This is a genomic window from Streptomyces sp. NBC_00631, from assembly GCF_045206895.1.
In the GTDB taxonomy this organism is placed as follows: domain Bacteria; phylum Actinomycetota; class Actinomycetes; order Streptomycetales; family Streptomycetaceae; genus Streptomyces.
The window spans coordinates 602,975-620,033 of the sequence record NZ_CP107734.1 but is presented as its reverse complement, the minus strand read 5'-3'; the positions used below and the strand labels follow the sequence as shown (position 1 = coordinate 620,033).

Sequence of the window (17,059 nt, the reverse complement as noted above, 5' to 3'; positions counted from 1 at the left end):
TCCCCTCGCTCTTGGCTCCGATCTTCAGGGTGGCACCTGCACCAGGCCGTCGGACTCAGTCCGCGGACGGCGGGTCGTACGGCGGCGCCGTCCCCCTCGTCCGTGCCGGATGTGCTCCCCGCAGCAGCCAGGGGCGTGCCTTGCGGTTGAGCCGAGGCTGGATCACCCAGGTGAGAAGGGCGGTGAGGACGAGCGAGTTGACGGCCAGGGCCGCGTACTGCGGCAGGCCGGGGAAGAGCAGCTTCAGCAGCGTGGCGATGGCCAGCAGGCAGGGATAGGCGGCCGCCCAAGTGGTCAGGAAACGCTTCCACTTGGGCGGGACGTCCCGTCCCTGGAGGGTGAACCAGGGCGCCGGACCGGCGCTGCGGCTGCTGCGCGGATCCGAGATCCGGTTGCCGCGCCTGACCAACGCGTTCCGCACGTCCGACCGCTCCCAGGCGTCGAGGTGCTCGACCGAGTCGAAGCGGTGGACGAGGTGGTGCAGCCCCTGGCCGTCGTGGAGCCGTACGGCACCGAGGTGGCCGCGGAAACCGGCGGCGGCCCGGTCGACCTCGTCGGCCCAGCGTGCGAACTCGTCCTCCTTGCCCGCGGCGACCACCCGGGTCACCACGACGGTCACCGCCTGGTCGGTGCCGGTCGGGCCGGTGCGCATACGGCCTCCTTCCGCGGATACGACGCCGTCCGCCCGAGTACCCCGGGCCCCGGCCGGAACACGGCGGCCGCCCGCGGTGCCCACCCTTGGTCTGCACCATTGACATGTACGCGCCTTGGGGCCTTCAATGCGGCTCAGCCGCATATGTATCCGACGGTCATGTATGAGGAAGGCCCCCTCATGATCACCCCCCACCCGCACCTCACCTGGCCCCGCACCCTGTCAGGACTTCTCGCCCTGCTCGCGATCGTCCTGGGCATCCAGGCCGGCCCCGCCCACGACGCCCGCGCCGCCACCGCCGTCAACGTGATCGCCTTCTACGACGGCACGTACGACGCCGCACACATCAGCTTCGACCACGAGGCCAACTCCTGGTTCCCGCAGGCCGGCGCGGCGAACGGCTTCACCTACACCGCGACCACGGACTGGAGCCGGCTCAACGCCTCGACCCTGGCCGGCTACCAGGTCGTCATGTTCCTCGACGACTACCCCCACACCGCGTCCCAGCAGGCCGCCTTCCAGACCTACATGGCGAACGGCGGCGGCTTCGTCGGTTTCCACGTCTCGGCGTACACCGACGACACCAGTGACTGGCCCTGGTACCACAACACGTTCCTCGGGACCGGCACCTTCAAGAGCAACTCCTGGGGACCGACCTCCGAAACCCTGCGGATCGACGACCCGAGCCACCCGGCGACCGCGAACCTGCCCGCCACCATCACGTCCTCGGTGAGCGAGTGGTACAGCTGGCAGAACGACCTGCGGCAGAACCCGGCCATCGACATCCTCGCCTCGATGGCCCCGTCCACCTTCCCGGTCGGCACCGACCCCGACCAGACCTGGTACAGCGGCTACTACCCGATCGTCTGGGCCAACCGCGACTACAAGATGGTCTACAACAACTTCGGCCACAACGCGATGGACTACTCGACCGACACGACCCTCTCGTCCACGTTCGCGAGCGCCCAGCAGAACCAGCTCCTGCTCCAGGAGATCAAGTGGGCGGCCGGGCAGTCCGGCCCGGTGACCCCGCCGACGAGCGCCACCGGGCCGATCCACGGGTACGGCGGCACGTGCGTGGACGTCGCGGGCGCCGCCACCGACAACGGCACCGCCGTACAGCTCTACGACTGCAACGGCACCAGCGCCCAGAACTGGACGGTCGGCGGCTCGGGAACCCTCAGCGCCCTCGGCAAGTGCATGGACGTGACCGGGGCCGGCACCACCGACGGCACCAAGGTGCAGCTGTACGACTGCAACGGCACCGGTTCACAGGTCTGGCGGCCGGGGTCGAACGGCTCCCTGGTCAACCCGCAGTCGGGCAGGTGCCTCGACGCCACCGGCCCCAGCTCGGCCAACGGCACCCGGCTCCAGATCTGGTCCTGCTCGGGAGCCGCCAACCAGAACTGGACCCTCCCCTCCTGAGAGCCGCGGGCATGCCGCCCCACGCCACACGGCATGCCCGCACCCTGGGCCCGCTCAGTTCGTCGCCCTCCTGACGAGTTCCGCGATCCTCGACTCGGCGGCCGGGGTCAGGGTCGTCAGGGCGAAGGACGTCGGCCACATGGCGCCGTCGTCGAGGGTCGCCTGGTCGCTGAAGCCGAGTGTGGCGTAGCGCGACTTGAACTTCTGGGCGCTCTGGAAGTGGCAGACGACCTTGCCGTTCCTGGCGTACGCGGGCATCCCGTACCAGAGCCTCGGCGACAGGTCCGGCGCGGCCGACGTGACGACGGCGTGGATCCGCTCGGCCAGGACCCGGTCCGCCTCCGGCATCTCGGCGATCTTCGCGAGTACCTCGCGCACCGCGTCCGCCGCCTTGTCCGCGCGCGAGCCGCCGCGAGCCGCCGCCTTCAGCTCCCGTGCGCGCTCCTTCATCGCACCGCGCTCCTCCTCCGTGAACCCGTCGTACTTCTCGTCGGCGGTGGCGCTGGTGGCGGAGGCCTGCGTGCGCTTCATGTCGGGTTTCCTCTCCGGCGTGACCTGATGAGGACTCCATGCTAGAAATCCGCCGGACCCGGGGGCTTCTCCAGAACTGACCGGTCAGGCGTCAGCGCCGTTCACCTTAGGTTGCAGGTCCAAGGGCATCTCCGCAGGCCGCACGTCGGTATACCGTCCGAAGCGCTTGCCCCGACAGAAGTGGCTCGCGTCAACGGAGATTCCGGCCGAACCCGCCGCGCAGGCGCCGCGCGGACGGCGGCGGCCGGAACCGACCTGACGTGGCTCCCGCTGTCGGCCCGGCGGCAGAGCCGCGGTGAACCGGTCGATCGGGAGTCGACAGGCCACCCAGCGCCGCCCCCGTATGTCTGCCCTGTCACTCCACTGCTCCGAGGTGCCTTGTGGCCATGCCTTCTCCTGCCTCCTCGTCGTCCGCGCCGCCCGACACCGGCACCCGGCACATCACGGCCACCATCGTGCTGGCCTGCCTCGGCGTGTTCGTCTCGTACCTGCCGGTCGTCGGCGTCTCCGTCGCGCTGCCGGTCATGCAGCAGGCACTCGACGCCTCCACCGAGGGCCTGCAGTGGATCACCGACGCCTTCATCCTGCCGACCGCGGCGCTGCTGCTGACCTGCGGCATGGTGGGTGACCTGTTCGGCCGAAAGAAGACGTATCTCGCCGGGCTCGCGCTGTTCTGCCTCGGCTGCCTGGTCTGCCTGACCGCCGGCAGCGTCGTCCAGGTCTGTGTGGGCCAGGCCCTCACCGGCATCGGCACCGCCGCGCTGCTTCCCTCCACGCTCGCCCTGATCGGCCATGTCATCCCGGACCCCCGCAAACGCCGTCACGCGATAGCACTCTGGACGGCGGCCCTCGGCCTCGGCCTGACCCTCGGCCCGGTGGCCAACGGCGTGATCGTGGCACACACGAGCTGGCGGTGGATCTTCCTGCCCTCGATGGTCCTCGCCGTGGTCACGGCCGTGATCGGCGCCGTCGTCCTGACCGACTCCCGCGCGGAGCGCGAGCGTCACCTCGACATTCCGGGCCAGCTGCTGGCCGCCGTCGCCATCACCGGCCTGGTCTACGGCGTCATCGAGGGCGGCAGCGCCGGCTGGTCCTCCGCCCAGGTCGTGATCGCCTTCGTGGCCGCCGTACTCGGCGCGGTCGGCTTCGTCCTCGTGGAACTCCGCTCCGCCTGTCCGATGCTGGACATGCGCCTGTTCAAGTCGTCCGCGTTCTCCGGAGCGGCGCTCGTCATGGCCGTCACCCTGTTCGCCCAGGTCGGCCTCGTCTTCGCGCTGAGCGAGTACTTCGGGCTCGTCCACCACGCCTCGACGCTGGACATCGGCATCCGGCTCATCGCCATCAACGGCTTCACCGTGGTGCTCGGCCCGCTGGTCGGGCGGCTGATGAACCGGGCCACGCCCGGACTGCTCCTGGTCACCGGCCTGGTGATCGGCGGGATCGGCGCGCTCCTCATGAACGCCTTCCAGGCCGACACCGGCACCGGCGAGGCCGCCCTGGTCATCGGTGTCCTCGGCATCGGGATCGCGCTCGCCATGGCGCCCGTCACCACCATCGCCATGGACGCCCTGCCGCACCGGCTCGCCGGCACCGCCGCCGCGGCCAACAGCGCGCTCCGCCAGATCGGCAGCGCCCTCGGCCCCGCCGTCTTCGGTGTCATCCTCACCCACCGGACCCTGGCCACCCTGCCCGGCCACCTCGCCTCGTCCGGGCTGAGCCCCGCCGACCAGGGCCAGGTGAGCGGTCTGGTGTCCAACGTCGGCATCCAGGCAGGCGCCTTCCTGCACCTGAAGACCCCGGCGAGCACCGGGCAGGCCCAGGGCGCCTACGGCGCGAGCTTCACCGACGCCCTGCACACCTGCGCGCTCGTCGGCGGTATCGGGATGCTGGTGGCCGCGGTGATCGCCGTGGTGCTCATCGGGATCCGCCCGGCGCGCGCCCCGCAGACGGCGCCGGAGGCGGCGGTGCATCCCGCCGGGGCCGCCGGCTGAACCACAGCGCGAAGCGGTCGGCCACCGGAAGGCGGCCGACCGCTCAGCCCGTCAACACACTCCGACGCCCGTCAGCGCGCCAGCAGTTCCAGCGTGTCGATCACCCGGTTCGAGAAGCCCCACTCGTTGTCGTACCAGGCGACCACCTTGATGTGGCGGCCGTCGACGCGGGTCAGAGCCGAGTCGAAGATGGACGAGGCGGGGTTGCCCGTGATGTCCGACGACACCAGCGGATCGTCCGAGTATTCGAGGACGCCCGCGAGCGGCCCCTCGGCCGCCGCGCGGTACGCGGCCAGCACCTCGTCGCGGGTCACGTCACGCGACACGGTCGTGTTCAGCTCGACGATCGAGCCCACCGGCACCGGTACCCGGATCGAGTCGCCCGACAGCTTGCCGTCGAGGTTCGGCAGCACCAGACCGATCGCCTTGGCGGCGCCCGTCGTGGTCGGCACGATGTTGACACCGGCGGCACGGGCGCGCCGAGGGTCACGGTGCGGGCCGTCCTGGAGGTTCTGCTCCTGCGTGTACGCGTGCACGGTCGTCATGAACCCGTGCTCGATACCGGCGAGTTCGTCGAGCACCGCGGCCAGCGGGGCGAGCGCGTTGGTCGTGCAGGAGGCGTTGGAGACGACCGTGTGCAGCTCCGCGTCGTACGCGTCGGTGTTCACGCCGTACGCCAGCGTGACGTCGGCACCGTCCGACGGCGCGCTGACCAGCACCTTGCGCGCGCCCGCGTCGAGGTGGGCGCGGGCGGCCTTCGCCGAGGTGAAGCGGCCGGTCGACTCCAGCACGATGTCCACGCCGAGCTCGGCCCACGGCAGTCGCGCCGGCTCGCGCTCCGCGAGGACCTTGATACGGCGGCCGTCGACGACGAGGACGTCCCCGTCGACGCTCACCGGGCGCCCGAGACGGCCGGCCGTCGAGTCGAAGGCGAGCAGCCGCGCGAGGGCGGCCGGCTCCGTGAGGTCGTTGACGGCGACGATCTCCAGGCTGCTGTCCCGCTCCAGCAGCGCTCGCAGCACGTTGCGTCCGATGCGGCCGAATCCGTTGACGGCGATACGAGTCATAAGTGGTGTCCCTTCGCTACGCCACCAGGTTCGCGGCCCGCGCCCGGCCGGGACAGCGGCGAGATCGCCATGGTTCGAAAGGATCTCGCCACGCCGCCGACCCGGCAGCCCTACTCACCCTTGGTGAAGGTGCGCCGGTAGTCGCTCGGCGTCGTGCCGAGAATCCGCTGGAAGTGCAGCCGCAGGTTCGCCCCGGTGCCGAGACCGACGTCGTCGGCGATCTGCTCGACGCTCCGCTCCGACCGTTCGAGGAGCTCCCGGGCCAGGTCGATGCGGGCCCGCATCACCCACTGCATCGGCGTGTACCCGGTGTCCTCCGCGAACCGCCGCGAGAACGTGCGCGCCGACACCCCCGCATGCCGGGCGAGCGCGTCGAGGGTGAGCGGCTCGCCGAGCCGGTGCAGCGCCCACTCGCGGGTCGCGGCGAACCGCTCACCGAGCGGCTCGGGCACACTGCGCGGCACGTACTGCGCCTGGCCCCCGCTGCGATAGGGGGCCGCCACCAGACGCCGGGCCGCGTGGTTGGAGGCGGCCACACCGAGGTCGCCGCGCAGGATGTGCAGGCACAGGTCGATCCCCGAGGCCGCGCCTGCGGACGTCAGCACGCTGCCCTCGTCGACGAACAGCACGTTCTCGTCGACCTTGACCAGCGGATGCTTCTCGGCGAGGGCCCGCGTGTAATGCCAGTGCGTGGTGGCGCGCCGGCCGTCGAGCAGGCCGGTCGCGGCGAGCGCGAAGGCCCCGGTCGAGATGGCGGCCAGCCGCGTGCCCCGCCGGTGCGCGCCCTGCAGCGCGTCGACGACCGCCGGCGGCGGGTCGTCCCGGTCCGGGAACCGGTAGCCCGGCACGAACACGATCTCCGCCCACTCCAGCGCGTCCAGGCCGTCGGCGACGTGGTACGACAACCCGTCGCCGCCGGTCACCAGACCGGGCGCCGCACCGCACACCCGTACCTCGTACGGCATGCTCGCCCGGGTCGTGAACACCTGTGCCGGGATACCGACGTCCAGAGGCTTCGCTCCCTCCAGCACGAGGACGGCGACGCGATGCAGACGGACGGCAGACACATCGAACAGGGTACGAGGGCCCGACCCGGGCCCGGCGCGGCCCGCCCGCCGGCCGCGCCGGGATCAGAGCTCCTCCTCCATGCGGATCGCCTTGCGCAGTTCCTCGGCCGACTCCTCCGGGTGCTCGCCCTCCCGCTGGTCGAGCAGCGCGGCGGCGATGCTGTCGAGCTTGCGCTGGACGGCGTGTTCCGCCCGGCGCTCGGAGTTCTTCAGCAGGGCGAGGAGCAGCAGGTTCACGGAGGTCATGAGGTCGCCGACGAGCAGCTGCCAGGTCAGTCCGAGGCCCGCTAGGTGCACGGCGGCGAAGGCGGCGACCAGGGCCACACAGAAGCACATGAACAGCACGGAACTGGTGACGTTCGAGGCCGCCTCGGCCAGCCGCTCGAACCAGCCCCGCCCGTCACGGGAGCGCTCGGCAGGATGCGTCATGGACACAGGGGGAACTCCCACGCCCGCGCGGTGCCCTTCACCACGATCCCGCCCCGGGTACCCCGCGCCGTCCCCCTCATCCGCGGCCTGCCGCCGGACACCGCCGCCGCGGGCGGGGACCCGTTCGGGTGGATGCCCGCGGGTGGAGACGGCGGGCGGGCGCCGGGGCCGGATCATGGAGCCATGTCCGGAGCGGACGCAGAGGTACCGGTGCTGATCGTCGGCGGCGGGCCGGTCGGGCTCACCGTGCGGGCGCTGCTGGACCGCTGGGGTGTGGCCACCCTGCTGGTCGAGAAGCACCGGCAGCCGTTCCCGTTTCCCCGGTCCCGCCTGGTCAACGTGCGGTCCATGGAGATCTTCCGGCAGCTCGGGACCGCCGCCAGGATCACGGCGGACGCCTTCGCACCGAGTACGGTCGGGTGTGCTTCCGTGACACCCTGTGCGACCCCGACTTCGCGGGTGCCGCCATGGTCGGGTGCGCGCCCCGGTCGCCGAGAGCCCGGCCGTCGGCGTGGTCACCTCCCGGGACCGGCTGGAGCCCACCCTGCTCGCCGCCGGGGGAGTGGTGCGGTTCGGGACCGAACTCGTCCCGCCCGCTGGGACGACCCTCCGCCGGCCGACTCGGCACTGCGCGACGCCCTGACCGTCGTCACGTCGGGCGGGGCGGGGCGGTGCTGTTCCTGATCACCAGACGGGCCGGGACGAGGTCGGTGCCGGGGCGGGAGTCGTCTCCGGTGCGGAGCTGGCGCAGGACGCCCTCCACGCAGCGGCGGCCGACCTCGGCGAAGTCCTGGTGGACGGTGGTGAGGGGCGGGATGAAGAAGGCCGCGTCCGGGGTGTCGTCGAAACCGACCACACTGATGTCGGCCGGGACCGACCGGCCCCGTTCGTGGAAGGCGCGCAGCAGCCCGAGGGCCATCTGGTCGTTGGACGCGAACACGGCCGTACAGTCCGGCTCTTCGGCGAGCGCGAGCCCGGCCGCGTAACCCGACTCGGCCGACCAGTCGCCGCGGAAGGGGACGGGGGCCGGACACCCCGCCTCCTCCAGCGCCGTCCGCCAGGCCTGGGTGCGGCGCTGGGCCGCGTACGAGGACTCGGGACCGGTCACGTGCCACACCGTCCGGTGGCCCAGCTCCAGCAGATGCCGTACGGCCCTGCGCGCGCCGTCGGCCTGGTCGGTGTCGACCACTCCGTAGCGGTCCCCGGCGTCCGAGTCCACGACCACCACATGGACACCGGGCGGCAGTTGCACGGTCGCGGTGTCGAGCAGATGGATCTCCATGATGACGATGACGGCGTCCACCGCCAGCTCGCCCATGCGCGTGAAGGCGCCCAGCACATTGTCCTGCGTGGCCACGTCGATGGGGATGAGGGTGATCGCGTAGCCCTCGGCGGCGGCATGGGTGGCGATGGCCTCCACGGTGCGGCTGCTGCCCGTGGACGACAGGCTGAACAGGATCACGCCGATGGTGTTGAACCGGCCGTAACGCAGCGCGCGGGCCGCGCTGTTGGGCCGGTAGCCGAGCTCGCGCATCGCGGCCAGCACCTGCTCCCGGGTGGAACCGATCACCCCGGGACGCCCGTTGGAGACCCGCGAGACCGTCTGCGAGGAGACCCCGGCGAGTTCGGCGACGTCGGCCATGGAGACCCGCTGTTTGCGGCGCCCGCCGGGCACCCCGGAACCGTCGCGCCCCGCACTGCCCGCGGCCCGCGCGACCGGCTGCTCCGGCTCGTTCAGGACCATCGCCCCACCCCTCAAATCTCCTTCATGCACGGGAAGTCGGGACCGGGAATCTTGACGGCCGCAGGAGCGGGTGCCACGATTCCGACGCTTTCGAGTTTACGTAAACATCGCCGTGTGACCAGCCCGGACAGAGATCCTGTCCGGACGTCGCGCGGGGGATGTTCACGTAAACACGTCTGCCTGATGTTTACGTGAACACGCTGCCTGGGTCCCGATCCCCCCATCCGCGCCGAGCCGCCGTCTTCCGAAAGGGCACGTTGATGCGCAAGACCCCCGCCAGAATCCGTATCACCCCCCGCACCCGCGCCGCCCTCGCGGCGGTGGCGATCGCCGCGGTCGGCGCCACCACCCTCACCGGCAGCCCCGCCGCCGCCTCCGCCGCCGTCCCGGGCCACGGCACCAGCCAGTTCAAGGGCGTCAACTGGGCCGACCCGCGCGACAACTACGCCGACGACCCCGTGGTCCTGTCCGGCCTGTCGCTCTCCGACAGCTACGCCCAGACCTACGCCAAGGCGACCCGCGTGATCGCGGCCTTCCGGGCCAACCTCGGGGCCAACACCGTACGGCTGCCCATCAATCCGTACACGGTCAACGGCACGTACTGGAAGTCCTACCGCGGCGTCATCGACGCGGCCTCGGCGCAGGGCTTCAAGGTGATCGTCTCCTACTGGGAGGGCACCGGTGCCAACAAGGACGGCTTCATCGACGACGAGGCCACGTACTGGCCCATGTGGGACACCGTCGTGAAGGCCTACCGGCACGACCCGCACGTCTACTTCGAGCCGATGAACGAGCCGCACGGCTACACCGACGCCGAATGGGCCGACCTGGCGGCGAAGTGGCTGGCGACCTACCCGTCCGTCCCGCACGACCGCGTCTTCGTCAGCGGCGCCGGATACAACGACCACGTCACCACCGTCTGCGCCGACCCGCGCCTGAAGGGCACCTACCTCTCCCTGCACCACTACGGCTTCTGGAAGAGCTACGCCACCTACGACCAGTGGGTGGCCGACCTGAAGGAGCGGCTCGGCGACTGCGCGAACCGCACGGTCGCCGACGAGTTCGGTGCCCCCATGACCACAGGCCTCGACTACGACAAGCCCGCCCCCGACGACAACTCCGTCAACTTCATCCAGGCCGACACCGACACGTTCCGCAAGCTCGGCATGGGCTCGGTGTACTGGCCGGGCCTGCGCACCGACGACACCTACTCCATCCAGAAGCTGATCGGCGACGCGTCCCGCCCCTGGCTGGCCACCACCAACCAGTCCGGGGCCGACCGCCTCGCCTGGGCCTGGGGCCGGGGCAGGCCGGTGAGCGGCTGACCGACCCGACGGCGGCCGCGGTGCCCTCGAACACCGCGGCCGCCGTGAAGCAGGCGGCCCGGCGGCGCCCCGAAGGGGCGCGGGGCCGCATGGAATGTGCGGCTGCCGCCGCGTGGGCGCGACCAGCCCCGACGGCGCGCGGACGAACGACGGCGCGTCGCGGCAGTTCCAGCGGAGCGCTCGGGGCCCCGTGCATGGCTACGGCTGGAGTTGGCGCACATACGTCAACCCCGGACGGCCGGAGAGCCGTGTCTCACCGGTCACGGTGAATCCGGTCCGGGCCAGGACGGCCCGGGACGCCGTGTTGGCGAGGGTGGCGGCGGCCCGTAGAGCGGTCAGTCCGTAGGAGTCGACGGCGCGCTGGCACACCTCCCGGACACCCCAGGTGGCGAGGCCCCGCCCGGCTGCCCGCTCCGCGATCCGGTACCCCAGGTCGGCGGCGCCGTCCGCGACGTCCACCAGATTGACCCGCCCCAGCACCGCGCCCACGGGGTCGACCAGCACATGGAAGTAGCAGATCCCGGCCTCCTGTTCGACCAGGAGTTCCCGGAGCAGCTCGTCGAACCGGGCGAAGTAGTCGTCACCGCGATCGGGGATCGTCGCCGCGAAGTAGGCGCGGTTCTCCTGCTCGAAGGCGAGCAGTGCCGGGGCGTGGTCCGGGCGGAGCAACTGGAGTTCGGGCATGAGGAGGACGGTAGGCACTCCGGCTGCCGGCCCGCCAACGCATTACGGGCCGCCGGGACATCAAGGCTTGCGCAGATCCTTGACCCGGCGGAGCTTGCCGAGCGAGCGCTCCAGCGTCTCCGGTTCGACGACGGCGACCTCCACGGTGACGCCGACGCCGTCCTTGATGCCCTGGGCGATGGTCCTGGTGGCGGCCTCACGGTCGGCCGGGGACGCGTCGGGCCGTGCCTCCACCCGGACCGTCATGTGGTCCATCCGCCCGCGCCGGCTGATCTGGATCTGGAAGTGCGGGGCCACCCCCGGCGTCCGCAGCACGATCTCCTCCACCTGGCTGGGGAAGACGTTGACCCCGCGAAGGATGATCATGTCGTCGCACCGGCCGGTGATCTTCTCGATCCGGCGGAACCCGGGACGCGCCGTACCCGGCAGCAGCCGGGTCAGGTCGCGGGTGCGGTAGCGGATGATCGGCAGCGCCTCCTTCGTGAGCGAGGTGAAGACCAGCTCGCCGCTCTCGCCCTCGGCCAGTACCTCGTCGGTCAGCGGATCCACCACCTCCGGGAAGAAGTGGTCCTCCCAGACGTGCAGCCCGTCCTTGGTCTCCACGCACTCCTGCGCCACCCCGGGGCCGATGACCTCGGACAGCCCGTAGATGTCGACCGCGTGGATGTCCAGCCGCTCCTCGATCTCGTGGCGCATCTCCTCGGTCCACGGCTCCGCACCGAAGATGCCGACCTTCAGGGAGGTGGAGCGCGGATCGACGCCCTGGCGCTCGAACTCGTCGAGCAGAGTGAGCATGTAGGAAGGGGTGACCATGATGATCTCGGGCCGGAAGTCCTGGATGATCTGCACCTGGCGGGCGGTCATGCCGCCGGAGGCGGGGATCACGGTGCAGCCGGCGCGTTCGGCGCCGTAGTGGGCGCCCAGTCCGCCGGTGAACAGGCCGTAGCCGTAGGAGACATGGACCTTGTGTCCCGGGCGGCCGCCGGCGGCCCGGATGGAGCGGGCGACGACGTCCGCCCACATCGACAGGTCGTTCTCGGTGTAGCCGACCACGGTGGGGCGGCCGGTGGTGCCACTGGAGGCGTGCACGCGCCGCACCTCGGACATCGGCACGGCGAACATGCCGAAGGGGTAGGTGTCCCGCAGGTCCGCCTTGGTCGTGAAGGGGAAGCGGGCGAGGTCCGCGAGGGTGTGGCAGTCGTCCGGGCGCACACCGGCGGCGTCGAACTTCTTGCGGTAGAGCTCCACGTTGTCGTACGCGTGCCGCAACGTCGTGCGCAGCCTGGTGAGCTGGAGCGCCCGGACCTCCTCGCGGGACATCCGCTCCGCCTCGTCCAGCAGCGACTCGGGAAGCGGCTCTCCCCGGCGGGTGCCCCTGGGCTCGGACGCGATCACTTCGCTGCTCATCACGGCTCCTCGTCCTGCGTGCGCAGGGTGCGACTGCGGCCGCGGAACTCCGCGATCACCTCGTCGCCGCGCACGACACTCACGTCGTAGACACCGCTGCGGCCGAACCGGACCCGCTCCCGCGCGGTGGCGACCAGTACGTCGCCCTCGTAGGCGGGCGCGATGAAGTCGATGTCGGCGCCGGCGGCGACCGTCACCGGCCCGTGGCTGTTGCAGGCGCAGGCGAACGCCGTGTCGGCGAGCAGGAACACATGCCCGCCGTGGGCGATGCGGTGTCCGTTGACCTGTGAGGCGGTCACGGTCATCCGCAGCACGGCCGTCCCCTCGCCGTGCTCCAGCAGCTCGATGCCCAGCCGCCGGGACGCCTCGTCCGCGGCGAACATCGTCTCGACGGGGCCGGGCGCGGTGCCGGGTGCCTGGGGCGTCATTTCCACCACCTTGTGAACCGACCGAACATTCGGTTAGCGTGCGGCGAGGTCAAGTAATCCAGCAAGACACCTGCATGTCAAGAGGTCCGTCCCGCGGCCACGGCGACCCGTCCACCGCGTCGAAGAAGGCGTCGAAGGACCTCGGCGGCGGCCGCATGGGCGCGGGGATCGCCCGGTCCTTCGCCGCCGTCGGCTCGGCCGCGATCAACGTGAAGACGGCCGCCGGACTGGCGGTATCGGCCTGCTGGGCGCCAATACGGGAATCCTCGGGCTTCAGACTCGACGTACGGCGCGCCGTCGCCGACTGCCTGCATGAGACCCTCGGTGACCGGTTCGCACCGCCGCGGCTGCTGCGCGAGGTGGCCCGCGGCGAAGTCGGGGAGAAGGCGGGGCAGGGCTTCTGCGGGTGGTGACCGCGGCGGGACGGTGGGGCGCGGGGCGCCTTTCGGTGGACGGCGGCCCTGCCGCTCCGGCTACTGATCGGCGTAGGCCCTTGCCAGACCGGGGAGGGCGCGCCTTATGATGAACCGAACGAATGGTCGGTTGGGAGTGGGTGGAGATGACTGAAGCGGCCGGAAGGGACGCCGGACACGAGCTGGAGTCCCATTTCGAGGCGACGATCTCGCATGACCAGCGGATCGAGCCGCGCGACTGGATGCCGGATGGTTACCGCAGGACGCTGATCCGGCAGATCGCCCAGCACGCGCACTCGGAGATCATCGGCATGCAGCCGGAGGGCGAGTGGATCACGAAGGCGCCGTCGCTGCGCCGCAAGGCGATCCTGTTCGCCAAGGTCCAGGACGAGGCCGGCCACGGCCTGTACCTGTACTCGGCCGCGGAGACCCTGGGCGCCGACCGCGCGGACCTGACCGAGCGCCTCATCGAAGGCCGCCAGAAGTACTCGTCGATCTTCAACTACCCGACGCTCAGCTACGCGGACGTCGGCGTCATCGGCTGGTTCGTCGACGGCGCGGCCATCTGCAACCAGGTGCCCCTGTGCCGCAGCTCCTACGGACCCTATGCCCGCGCCATGGTGCGGATCTGCAAGGAGGAGTCCTTCCACCAGCGGCAGGGCTACGAACTGCTCATGACGATGATGCGCGGCACCGACGCCCAGCGGGAGATGGTCCAGGACGCGGTGAACCGCTGGTGGTGGCCCTCCCTGATGATGTTCGGCCCGCCCGACGACGACTCGCCCAACTCCGCCCGGTCGATGGCCTGGAAGATCAAACGGCACAGCAACGACGAACTGCGCCGGCGCTTCGTCGACATGACCGTGCCACAGGCGGCCAGGCTCGGCGTGACCCTGCCCGACCCCGAGCTGCGCTGGAACGAGGAGCGCGGCCACCACGACTTCGGCACCCCCGACTTCAGCGAGCTGAAGGAAGTCATCAGCGGCAACGGCCCGTGCAACGCGCAGCGGATCGAGCGCCGGCGGGCCGCCCACGAGGAAGGTGCCTGGGTGCGTGCGGCCGCCAGTGCGCACGCCGCGAAGCAGGCCGCCCGAGCCCGCGAGGAGGCAGTGGCATGAGCGACTCCGGGGACTGGCCCCTGTACGAGATCTTCGTCCGGGGCAAGCGCGGCCTCAACCACGTCCACGTCGGCTCGCTGCACGCGGCCGACGACCAGATGGCCCTCACGCACGCCCGCGACCTGTACACCCGGCGCAACGAAGGCGTCAGCATCTGGGCCGTGCGCTCCGAGCACATCGCCGCCTCCACCCGGGACGAGAAGGACCCCTTCTTCGACCCCAGCGCCGACAAGGTCTACCGGCACCCGACCTTCTACGACATCCCCGACGATGTCCCGCACATCTAGGAGCCGGCGATGAGCGACGACCACGTCTACCTGAGCCTGGCCGAGGGGCACGACGACAGCGACGCCCGCTGGGCCTTCGGCACCGGCTTCGAGGACCCGCTGCACGGCGTCGACACCGCCGTACCCGAGGGCGTCGACGCCGCCGGACTGGCCGCCCGCTGCCTGGCGCTCGGCGACGACGCCCTGGTGCTGGCGCAGCGCCTCGCCGAATGGGTCACCCGCGCCCCCGAACTGGAGGAGGAGGTGGCGCTGGCCAACATCGGGCTCGACCTGCTCGGCCAGGCCCGCCTGCTGTACGCGCGCTGCGGCCAGACGGACGGCACCGGCCGCACGGAGGACGCCTACGCCTACTTCCGGGACGCGGCCGACTTCCGCAACGTACGCCTCGCCGAACTCCCCAACGGCGACTTCGCCTTCTCCGTGCTGCGGCTCCTGGTGTTCGCCTGCTGGCGGCTCGCCCACTTCACCCGACTGGCCTCAGCGCCCGACCCGGTGCTCGCGGCGATCGCGGCCAAGGGCGTGAAGGAGCTCGCCTACCACCGGCAGTACGCCGCCGAGTGGGTCGTACGCCTGGGCGACGGCACGCAGGAGTCGCATGCGCGGATGCTGACGGCTCTGGAAGCGCAGTCCCCCTACTGGGAGGAGCTGTTCGCCGCCCACGACGCGCGCGACGCGGTGCTGGCCGATCTCCACCAGGTCCTCGACGCGGCCGGACTCCCCATGCCGAGCGTCCCGCCGCTGCCCGGGCAGGGCCGCGACGGTGAGCACACCGACCATCTCGCCCCGCTGCTGGCCGAGTTGCAGAGCGTGGCCCGCGCCCACCCGGAGGCGACATGGTGACCGTCCTGTCCGACGCCCGGCGGGCCCGGCACATCGCCGAGCAGGTCCCCGACCCGGAACTTCCCATGCTCACCCTCGCCGACCTCGGTGTGCTGCGGGACGTCACCGTCGAGCCGGACGGCACCGTGGTCGCCGACCTCACCCCCACGTACTCGGGCTGCCCGGCCATGGCCGAGATGCGGGCCGGGGTCGCCGCCCGGCTGCGGGACGCCGGCTTCGGCCGCGTGCGGATCCGCACGGTCCTCGACCCGCCGTGGACCAGCGACTGGATCACCCTCGAAGGGCGCCGCAAACTCGCCGAACACGGCATCGCACCGCCCCGGCCCGCGCCACGGCGCGCCGCGGGTCCCGTCCCGCTGGACCTGTCGCCCACCCGGCGCACGGTTCCCTGCCCCCGCTGCGGCTCGGCCGCCACCGTGGAGACCTCCCGGTTCGCGGCCACCTCCTGCAAGGCGCTGTGGCGGTGCCTCGGCTGCCAGGAGCCGTTCGAGTACGTCAAGGAGATCTGATGGCAGAGCTGACGGCACCGGCCGCCGGTGCCCCCGCGACGAGAGCGCACCGGCGCCGCGCGGCCTTCCATCCTCTGCGCGTCGCCGCGGTCCAGCCTCTGTGCGAGGACGCCGTGGCCGTCACCTTCGACATCCCCGCGGCCCTCGCGCAGGAGTTCGCCTTCGGCCCCGGGCAGTCGCTCACCCTCCGCCGGGAGATCGACGGACGCGACGAGCGGCGGTCCTACTCGATCTGCTCGCCGGCCGGCGCCCCGCCCCGCATCGCCGTCCGCGAGGTGCCCGGCGGACTCTTCTCCTCCTGGCTGGTCCGCGAGGTACGGCCGGGCGACACCGTCGAGGTGATGCCCCCCACCGGGGCCTTCACCCCGGACCTCACGGTCCCCGGCCACCATGTGCTCGTCGCCGCCGGCTCGGGCATCACCCCCATGATGTCCATCGCCGAGTCGGTGCTGGCCGCCGACGACCGCTCGAAGGTGACGCTGTTCTACGGCAACCGCCGTACCGACACCGTGATGTTCGCCGACGAACTGGCCGACCTGAAGGACGAGTACCGCACCCGCTTCCACCTCGCCCACGTCCTCTCCCGCGAACCCCGCGAGGCCGAACTCCTCTCCGGCCGCCTCGACGGCGACCGCCTGGGCGCGCTCATCGCGGGCCTGGTCGACATCGCGGGCACCGACCACTGGTGGCTGTGCGGCCCGCACGGCATGGTCCTCGACGCGCAGCAGGTGCTCGCCGAACTGGGCGTCCCCGCCCACCGGATCCACCGGGAGCTCTTCTTCGCCGACGAGCCGATCGAACCCCTGCGGCACGAGGAGGCGGCGGCGACCGGCCCGGCCAGCGAGGTCACCGTCACCCTGGACGGCCGCTCCACCACCGCGAGGCTCCCGCGCGAGCGCACCCTCCTCGACTCCGCCTCCCGCATCCGCTCGGACCTCCCCTTCGCCTGCAAGGGAGGGGTGTGCGGAACCTGCCGGGCGCGCATCACGGACGGCGAGGCCGACATGCGCCGCAACTACGCCCTGGAACCCGCCGAGGTGGACGCCGGCTACGTACTGACCTGCCAGTCGTACCCGGTCTCGGAGTCCTTGACGGTCGACTACGACAGCTGACCGATTGCGGCGTGCCGCCCCGCGGGGGCA

The 17,059-nt window shown here is 71.5% G+C and carries 19 protein-coding genes and 1 pseudogene; 11 read left to right on the top strand and 9 right to left on the bottom strand.

Annotated elements, in window-relative coordinates:
- Positions 1–55: 55 nt before the first annotated feature.
- Entirely contained in the window at positions 56–652 is a 597-nt protein-coding gene (locus OHB00_RS03170) for a hypothetical protein (protein ID WP_406430966.1), read from the bottom strand.
- Between the two features lie 180 nt (positions 653–832).
- On the opposite strand from OHB00_RS03170, the gene OHB00_RS03165 reads away from it, so the two are divergent.
- Positions 833–2,077: a ThuA domain-containing protein gene (locus OHB00_RS03165; protein ID WP_406430964.1), complete on the top strand. Its 1,245-nt coding sequence runs from the start codon at positions 833–835 to the stop codon at positions 2,075–2,077.
- A 54-nt stretch (positions 2,078–2,131) separates the two neighbouring features.
- Here OHB00_RS03165 and OHB00_RS03160 read toward each other — a convergent pair whose 3' ends face one another.
- Positions 2,132–2,608, bottom strand: a complete 477-nt coding sequence (locus OHB00_RS03160; RefSeq protein ID WP_406430962.1) for an iron chaperone — start codon at positions 2,606–2,608, stop codon at positions 2,132–2,134.
- Positions 2,609–2,994: 386 nt separating this feature from the next.
- Between OHB00_RS03160 and OHB00_RS03155 the strand changes: the two genes are divergently transcribed.
- Positions 2,995–4,599 carry an MFS transporter gene (locus OHB00_RS03155; protein WP_406430960.1) on the top strand — a complete coding sequence of 535 codons (1,605 nt, stop codon included), beginning with the start codon at positions 2,995–2,997 and terminating at the stop codon, positions 4,597–4,599.
- Positions 4,600–4,670: 71 nt separating this feature from the next.
- Here the strand turns inward: OHB00_RS03155 and gap are convergent, their stop codons facing one another.
- From gap to OHB00_RS03140, 3 genes are all read right to left on the bottom strand, one after another.
- The gene (gene gap / locus OHB00_RS03150) at positions 4,671–5,666 is read right to left on the bottom strand and encodes a type I glyceraldehyde-3-phosphate dehydrogenase (protein ID WP_406430958.1); all 996 of its coding nucleotides are present in this window, start codon (positions 5,664–5,666) and stop codon (positions 4,671–4,673) included.
- Positions 5,667–5,776: 110 nt separating this feature from the next.
- A complete protein-coding gene (locus tag OHB00_RS03145; protein WP_406430957.1) occupies positions 5,777–6,733 on the bottom strand; it encodes a GlxA family transcriptional regulator in 957 nt (318 codons plus the stop codon).
- Positions 6,734–6,796: 63 nt separating this feature from the next.
- Positions 6,797–7,162, bottom strand: coding sequence for a low affinity iron permease family protein (locus tag OHB00_RS03140; RefSeq protein WP_406430955.1), 366 nt, complete (start codon positions 7,160–7,162; stop codon positions 6,797–6,799).
- Between OHB00_RS03140 and OHB00_RS03135 the strand changes: the two are divergent.
- Together OHB00_RS03135 and OHB00_RS03130 are read left to right on the top strand one after the other, a co-directional pair.
- A pseudogene (locus OHB00_RS03135) lies at positions 7,154–7,525 on the top strand (FAD-dependent monooxygenase); the annotation flags it as partial. The gene OHB00_RS03140 and the pseudogene OHB00_RS03135 sit on opposite strands and share 9 nt — an antisense overlap.
- A gap of 112 nt (positions 7,526–7,637) precedes the next feature.
- Positions 7,638–7,805, top strand: coding sequence for a hypothetical protein (locus OHB00_RS03130; RefSeq protein WP_406446362.1), 168 nt, complete (start codon positions 7,638–7,640; stop codon positions 7,803–7,805).
- 6 nt (positions 7,806–7,811) lie between these two features.
- Here the strand turns inward: OHB00_RS03130 and OHB00_RS03125 are convergent, their stop codons facing one another.
- Positions 7,812–8,906: a LacI family DNA-binding transcriptional regulator gene (locus OHB00_RS03125; protein WP_406430953.1), complete on the bottom strand. Its 1,095-nt coding sequence runs from the start codon at positions 8,904–8,906 to the stop codon at positions 7,812–7,814.
- A 260-nt stretch (positions 8,907–9,166) separates the two neighbouring features.
- Here OHB00_RS03125 and OHB00_RS03120 point away from each other — a divergent pair, with 260 nt between their 5' ends.
- A complete protein-coding gene (locus tag OHB00_RS03120) occupies positions 9,167–10,231 on the top strand; it encodes a glycoside hydrolase family 5 protein (RefSeq protein WP_406430951.1) in 1,065 nt (354 codons plus the stop codon).
- A 198-nt stretch (positions 10,232–10,429) separates the two neighbouring features.
- Here the strand turns inward: OHB00_RS03120 and OHB00_RS03115 are convergent, their stop codons facing one another.
- From OHB00_RS03115 to paaI, 3 genes are read right to left on the bottom strand one after another with little or no spacing between them, the layout of a single operon-like run.
- The gene (locus OHB00_RS03115; RefSeq protein ID WP_406430949.1) at positions 10,430–10,915 is read right to left on the bottom strand and encodes a GNAT family N-acetyltransferase; all 486 of its coding nucleotides are present in this window, start codon (positions 10,913–10,915) and stop codon (positions 10,430–10,432) included.
- Positions 10,916–10,975: 60 nt separating this feature from the next.
- Positions 10,976–12,322, bottom strand: a complete 1,347-nt coding sequence (gene paaK / locus OHB00_RS03110; protein ID WP_406430947.1) for a phenylacetate--CoA ligase PaaK — start codon at positions 12,320–12,322, stop codon at positions 10,976–10,978.
- Positions 12,322–12,750, bottom strand: coding sequence for a hydroxyphenylacetyl-CoA thioesterase PaaI (gene paaI / locus OHB00_RS03105; RefSeq protein ID WP_406430945.1), 429 nt, complete (start codon positions 12,748–12,750; stop codon positions 12,322–12,324). Before paaI ends, paaK begins: the two co-directional genes overlap by 1 nt.
- Before the next feature lie 74 nt (positions 12,751–12,824).
- Between paaI and OHB00_RS03100 the strand changes: the two genes are divergently transcribed.
- The 6 genes from OHB00_RS03100 to paaE all read left to right on the top strand — a co-directional run bounded on the left by OHB00_RS03100 (position 12,825) and on the right by paaE (position 17,029).
- On the top strand, positions 12,825–13,163 hold the full coding sequence (locus tag OHB00_RS03100; RefSeq protein WP_406430943.1) for a hypothetical protein: 339 nt from the start codon (positions 12,825–12,827) through the stop codon (positions 13,161–13,163).
- Between the two features lie 146 nt (positions 13,164–13,309).
- On the top strand, positions 13,310–14,281 hold the full coding sequence (gene paaA / locus OHB00_RS03095; RefSeq protein WP_406430941.1) for a 1,2-phenylacetyl-CoA epoxidase subunit PaaA: 972 nt from the start codon (positions 13,310–13,312) through the stop codon (positions 14,279–14,281).
- Positions 14,278–14,568 (top strand): 1,2-phenylacetyl-CoA epoxidase subunit PaaB, encoded by a 291-nt coding sequence (paaB, locus tag OHB00_RS03090; RefSeq protein ID WP_406430939.1) that lies wholly within the window; start codon positions 14,278–14,280, stop codon positions 14,566–14,568. The genes paaA and paaB overlap by 4 nt, the downstream gene beginning before the upstream one ends.
- A gap of 9 nt (positions 14,569–14,577) precedes the next feature.
- The gene (gene paaC, locus OHB00_RS03085) at positions 14,578–15,408 is read left to right on the top strand and encodes a 1,2-phenylacetyl-CoA epoxidase subunit PaaC (protein ID WP_406430937.1); all 831 of its coding nucleotides are present in this window, start codon (positions 14,578–14,580) and stop codon (positions 15,406–15,408) included.
- Positions 15,402–15,917, top strand: coding sequence for a 1,2-phenylacetyl-CoA epoxidase subunit PaaD (gene paaD, locus OHB00_RS03080; RefSeq protein WP_406430935.1), 516 nt, complete (start codon positions 15,402–15,404; stop codon positions 15,915–15,917). The genes paaC and paaD overlap by 7 nt, the downstream gene beginning before the upstream one ends.
- On the top strand, positions 15,917–17,029 hold the full coding sequence (gene paaE / locus OHB00_RS03075) for a 1,2-phenylacetyl-CoA epoxidase subunit PaaE (RefSeq protein WP_406430933.1): 1,113 nt from the start codon (positions 15,917–15,919) through the stop codon (positions 17,027–17,029). The genes paaD and paaE overlap by 1 nt, the downstream gene beginning before the upstream one ends.
- Positions 17,030–17,059 lie beyond the last annotated feature (30 nt).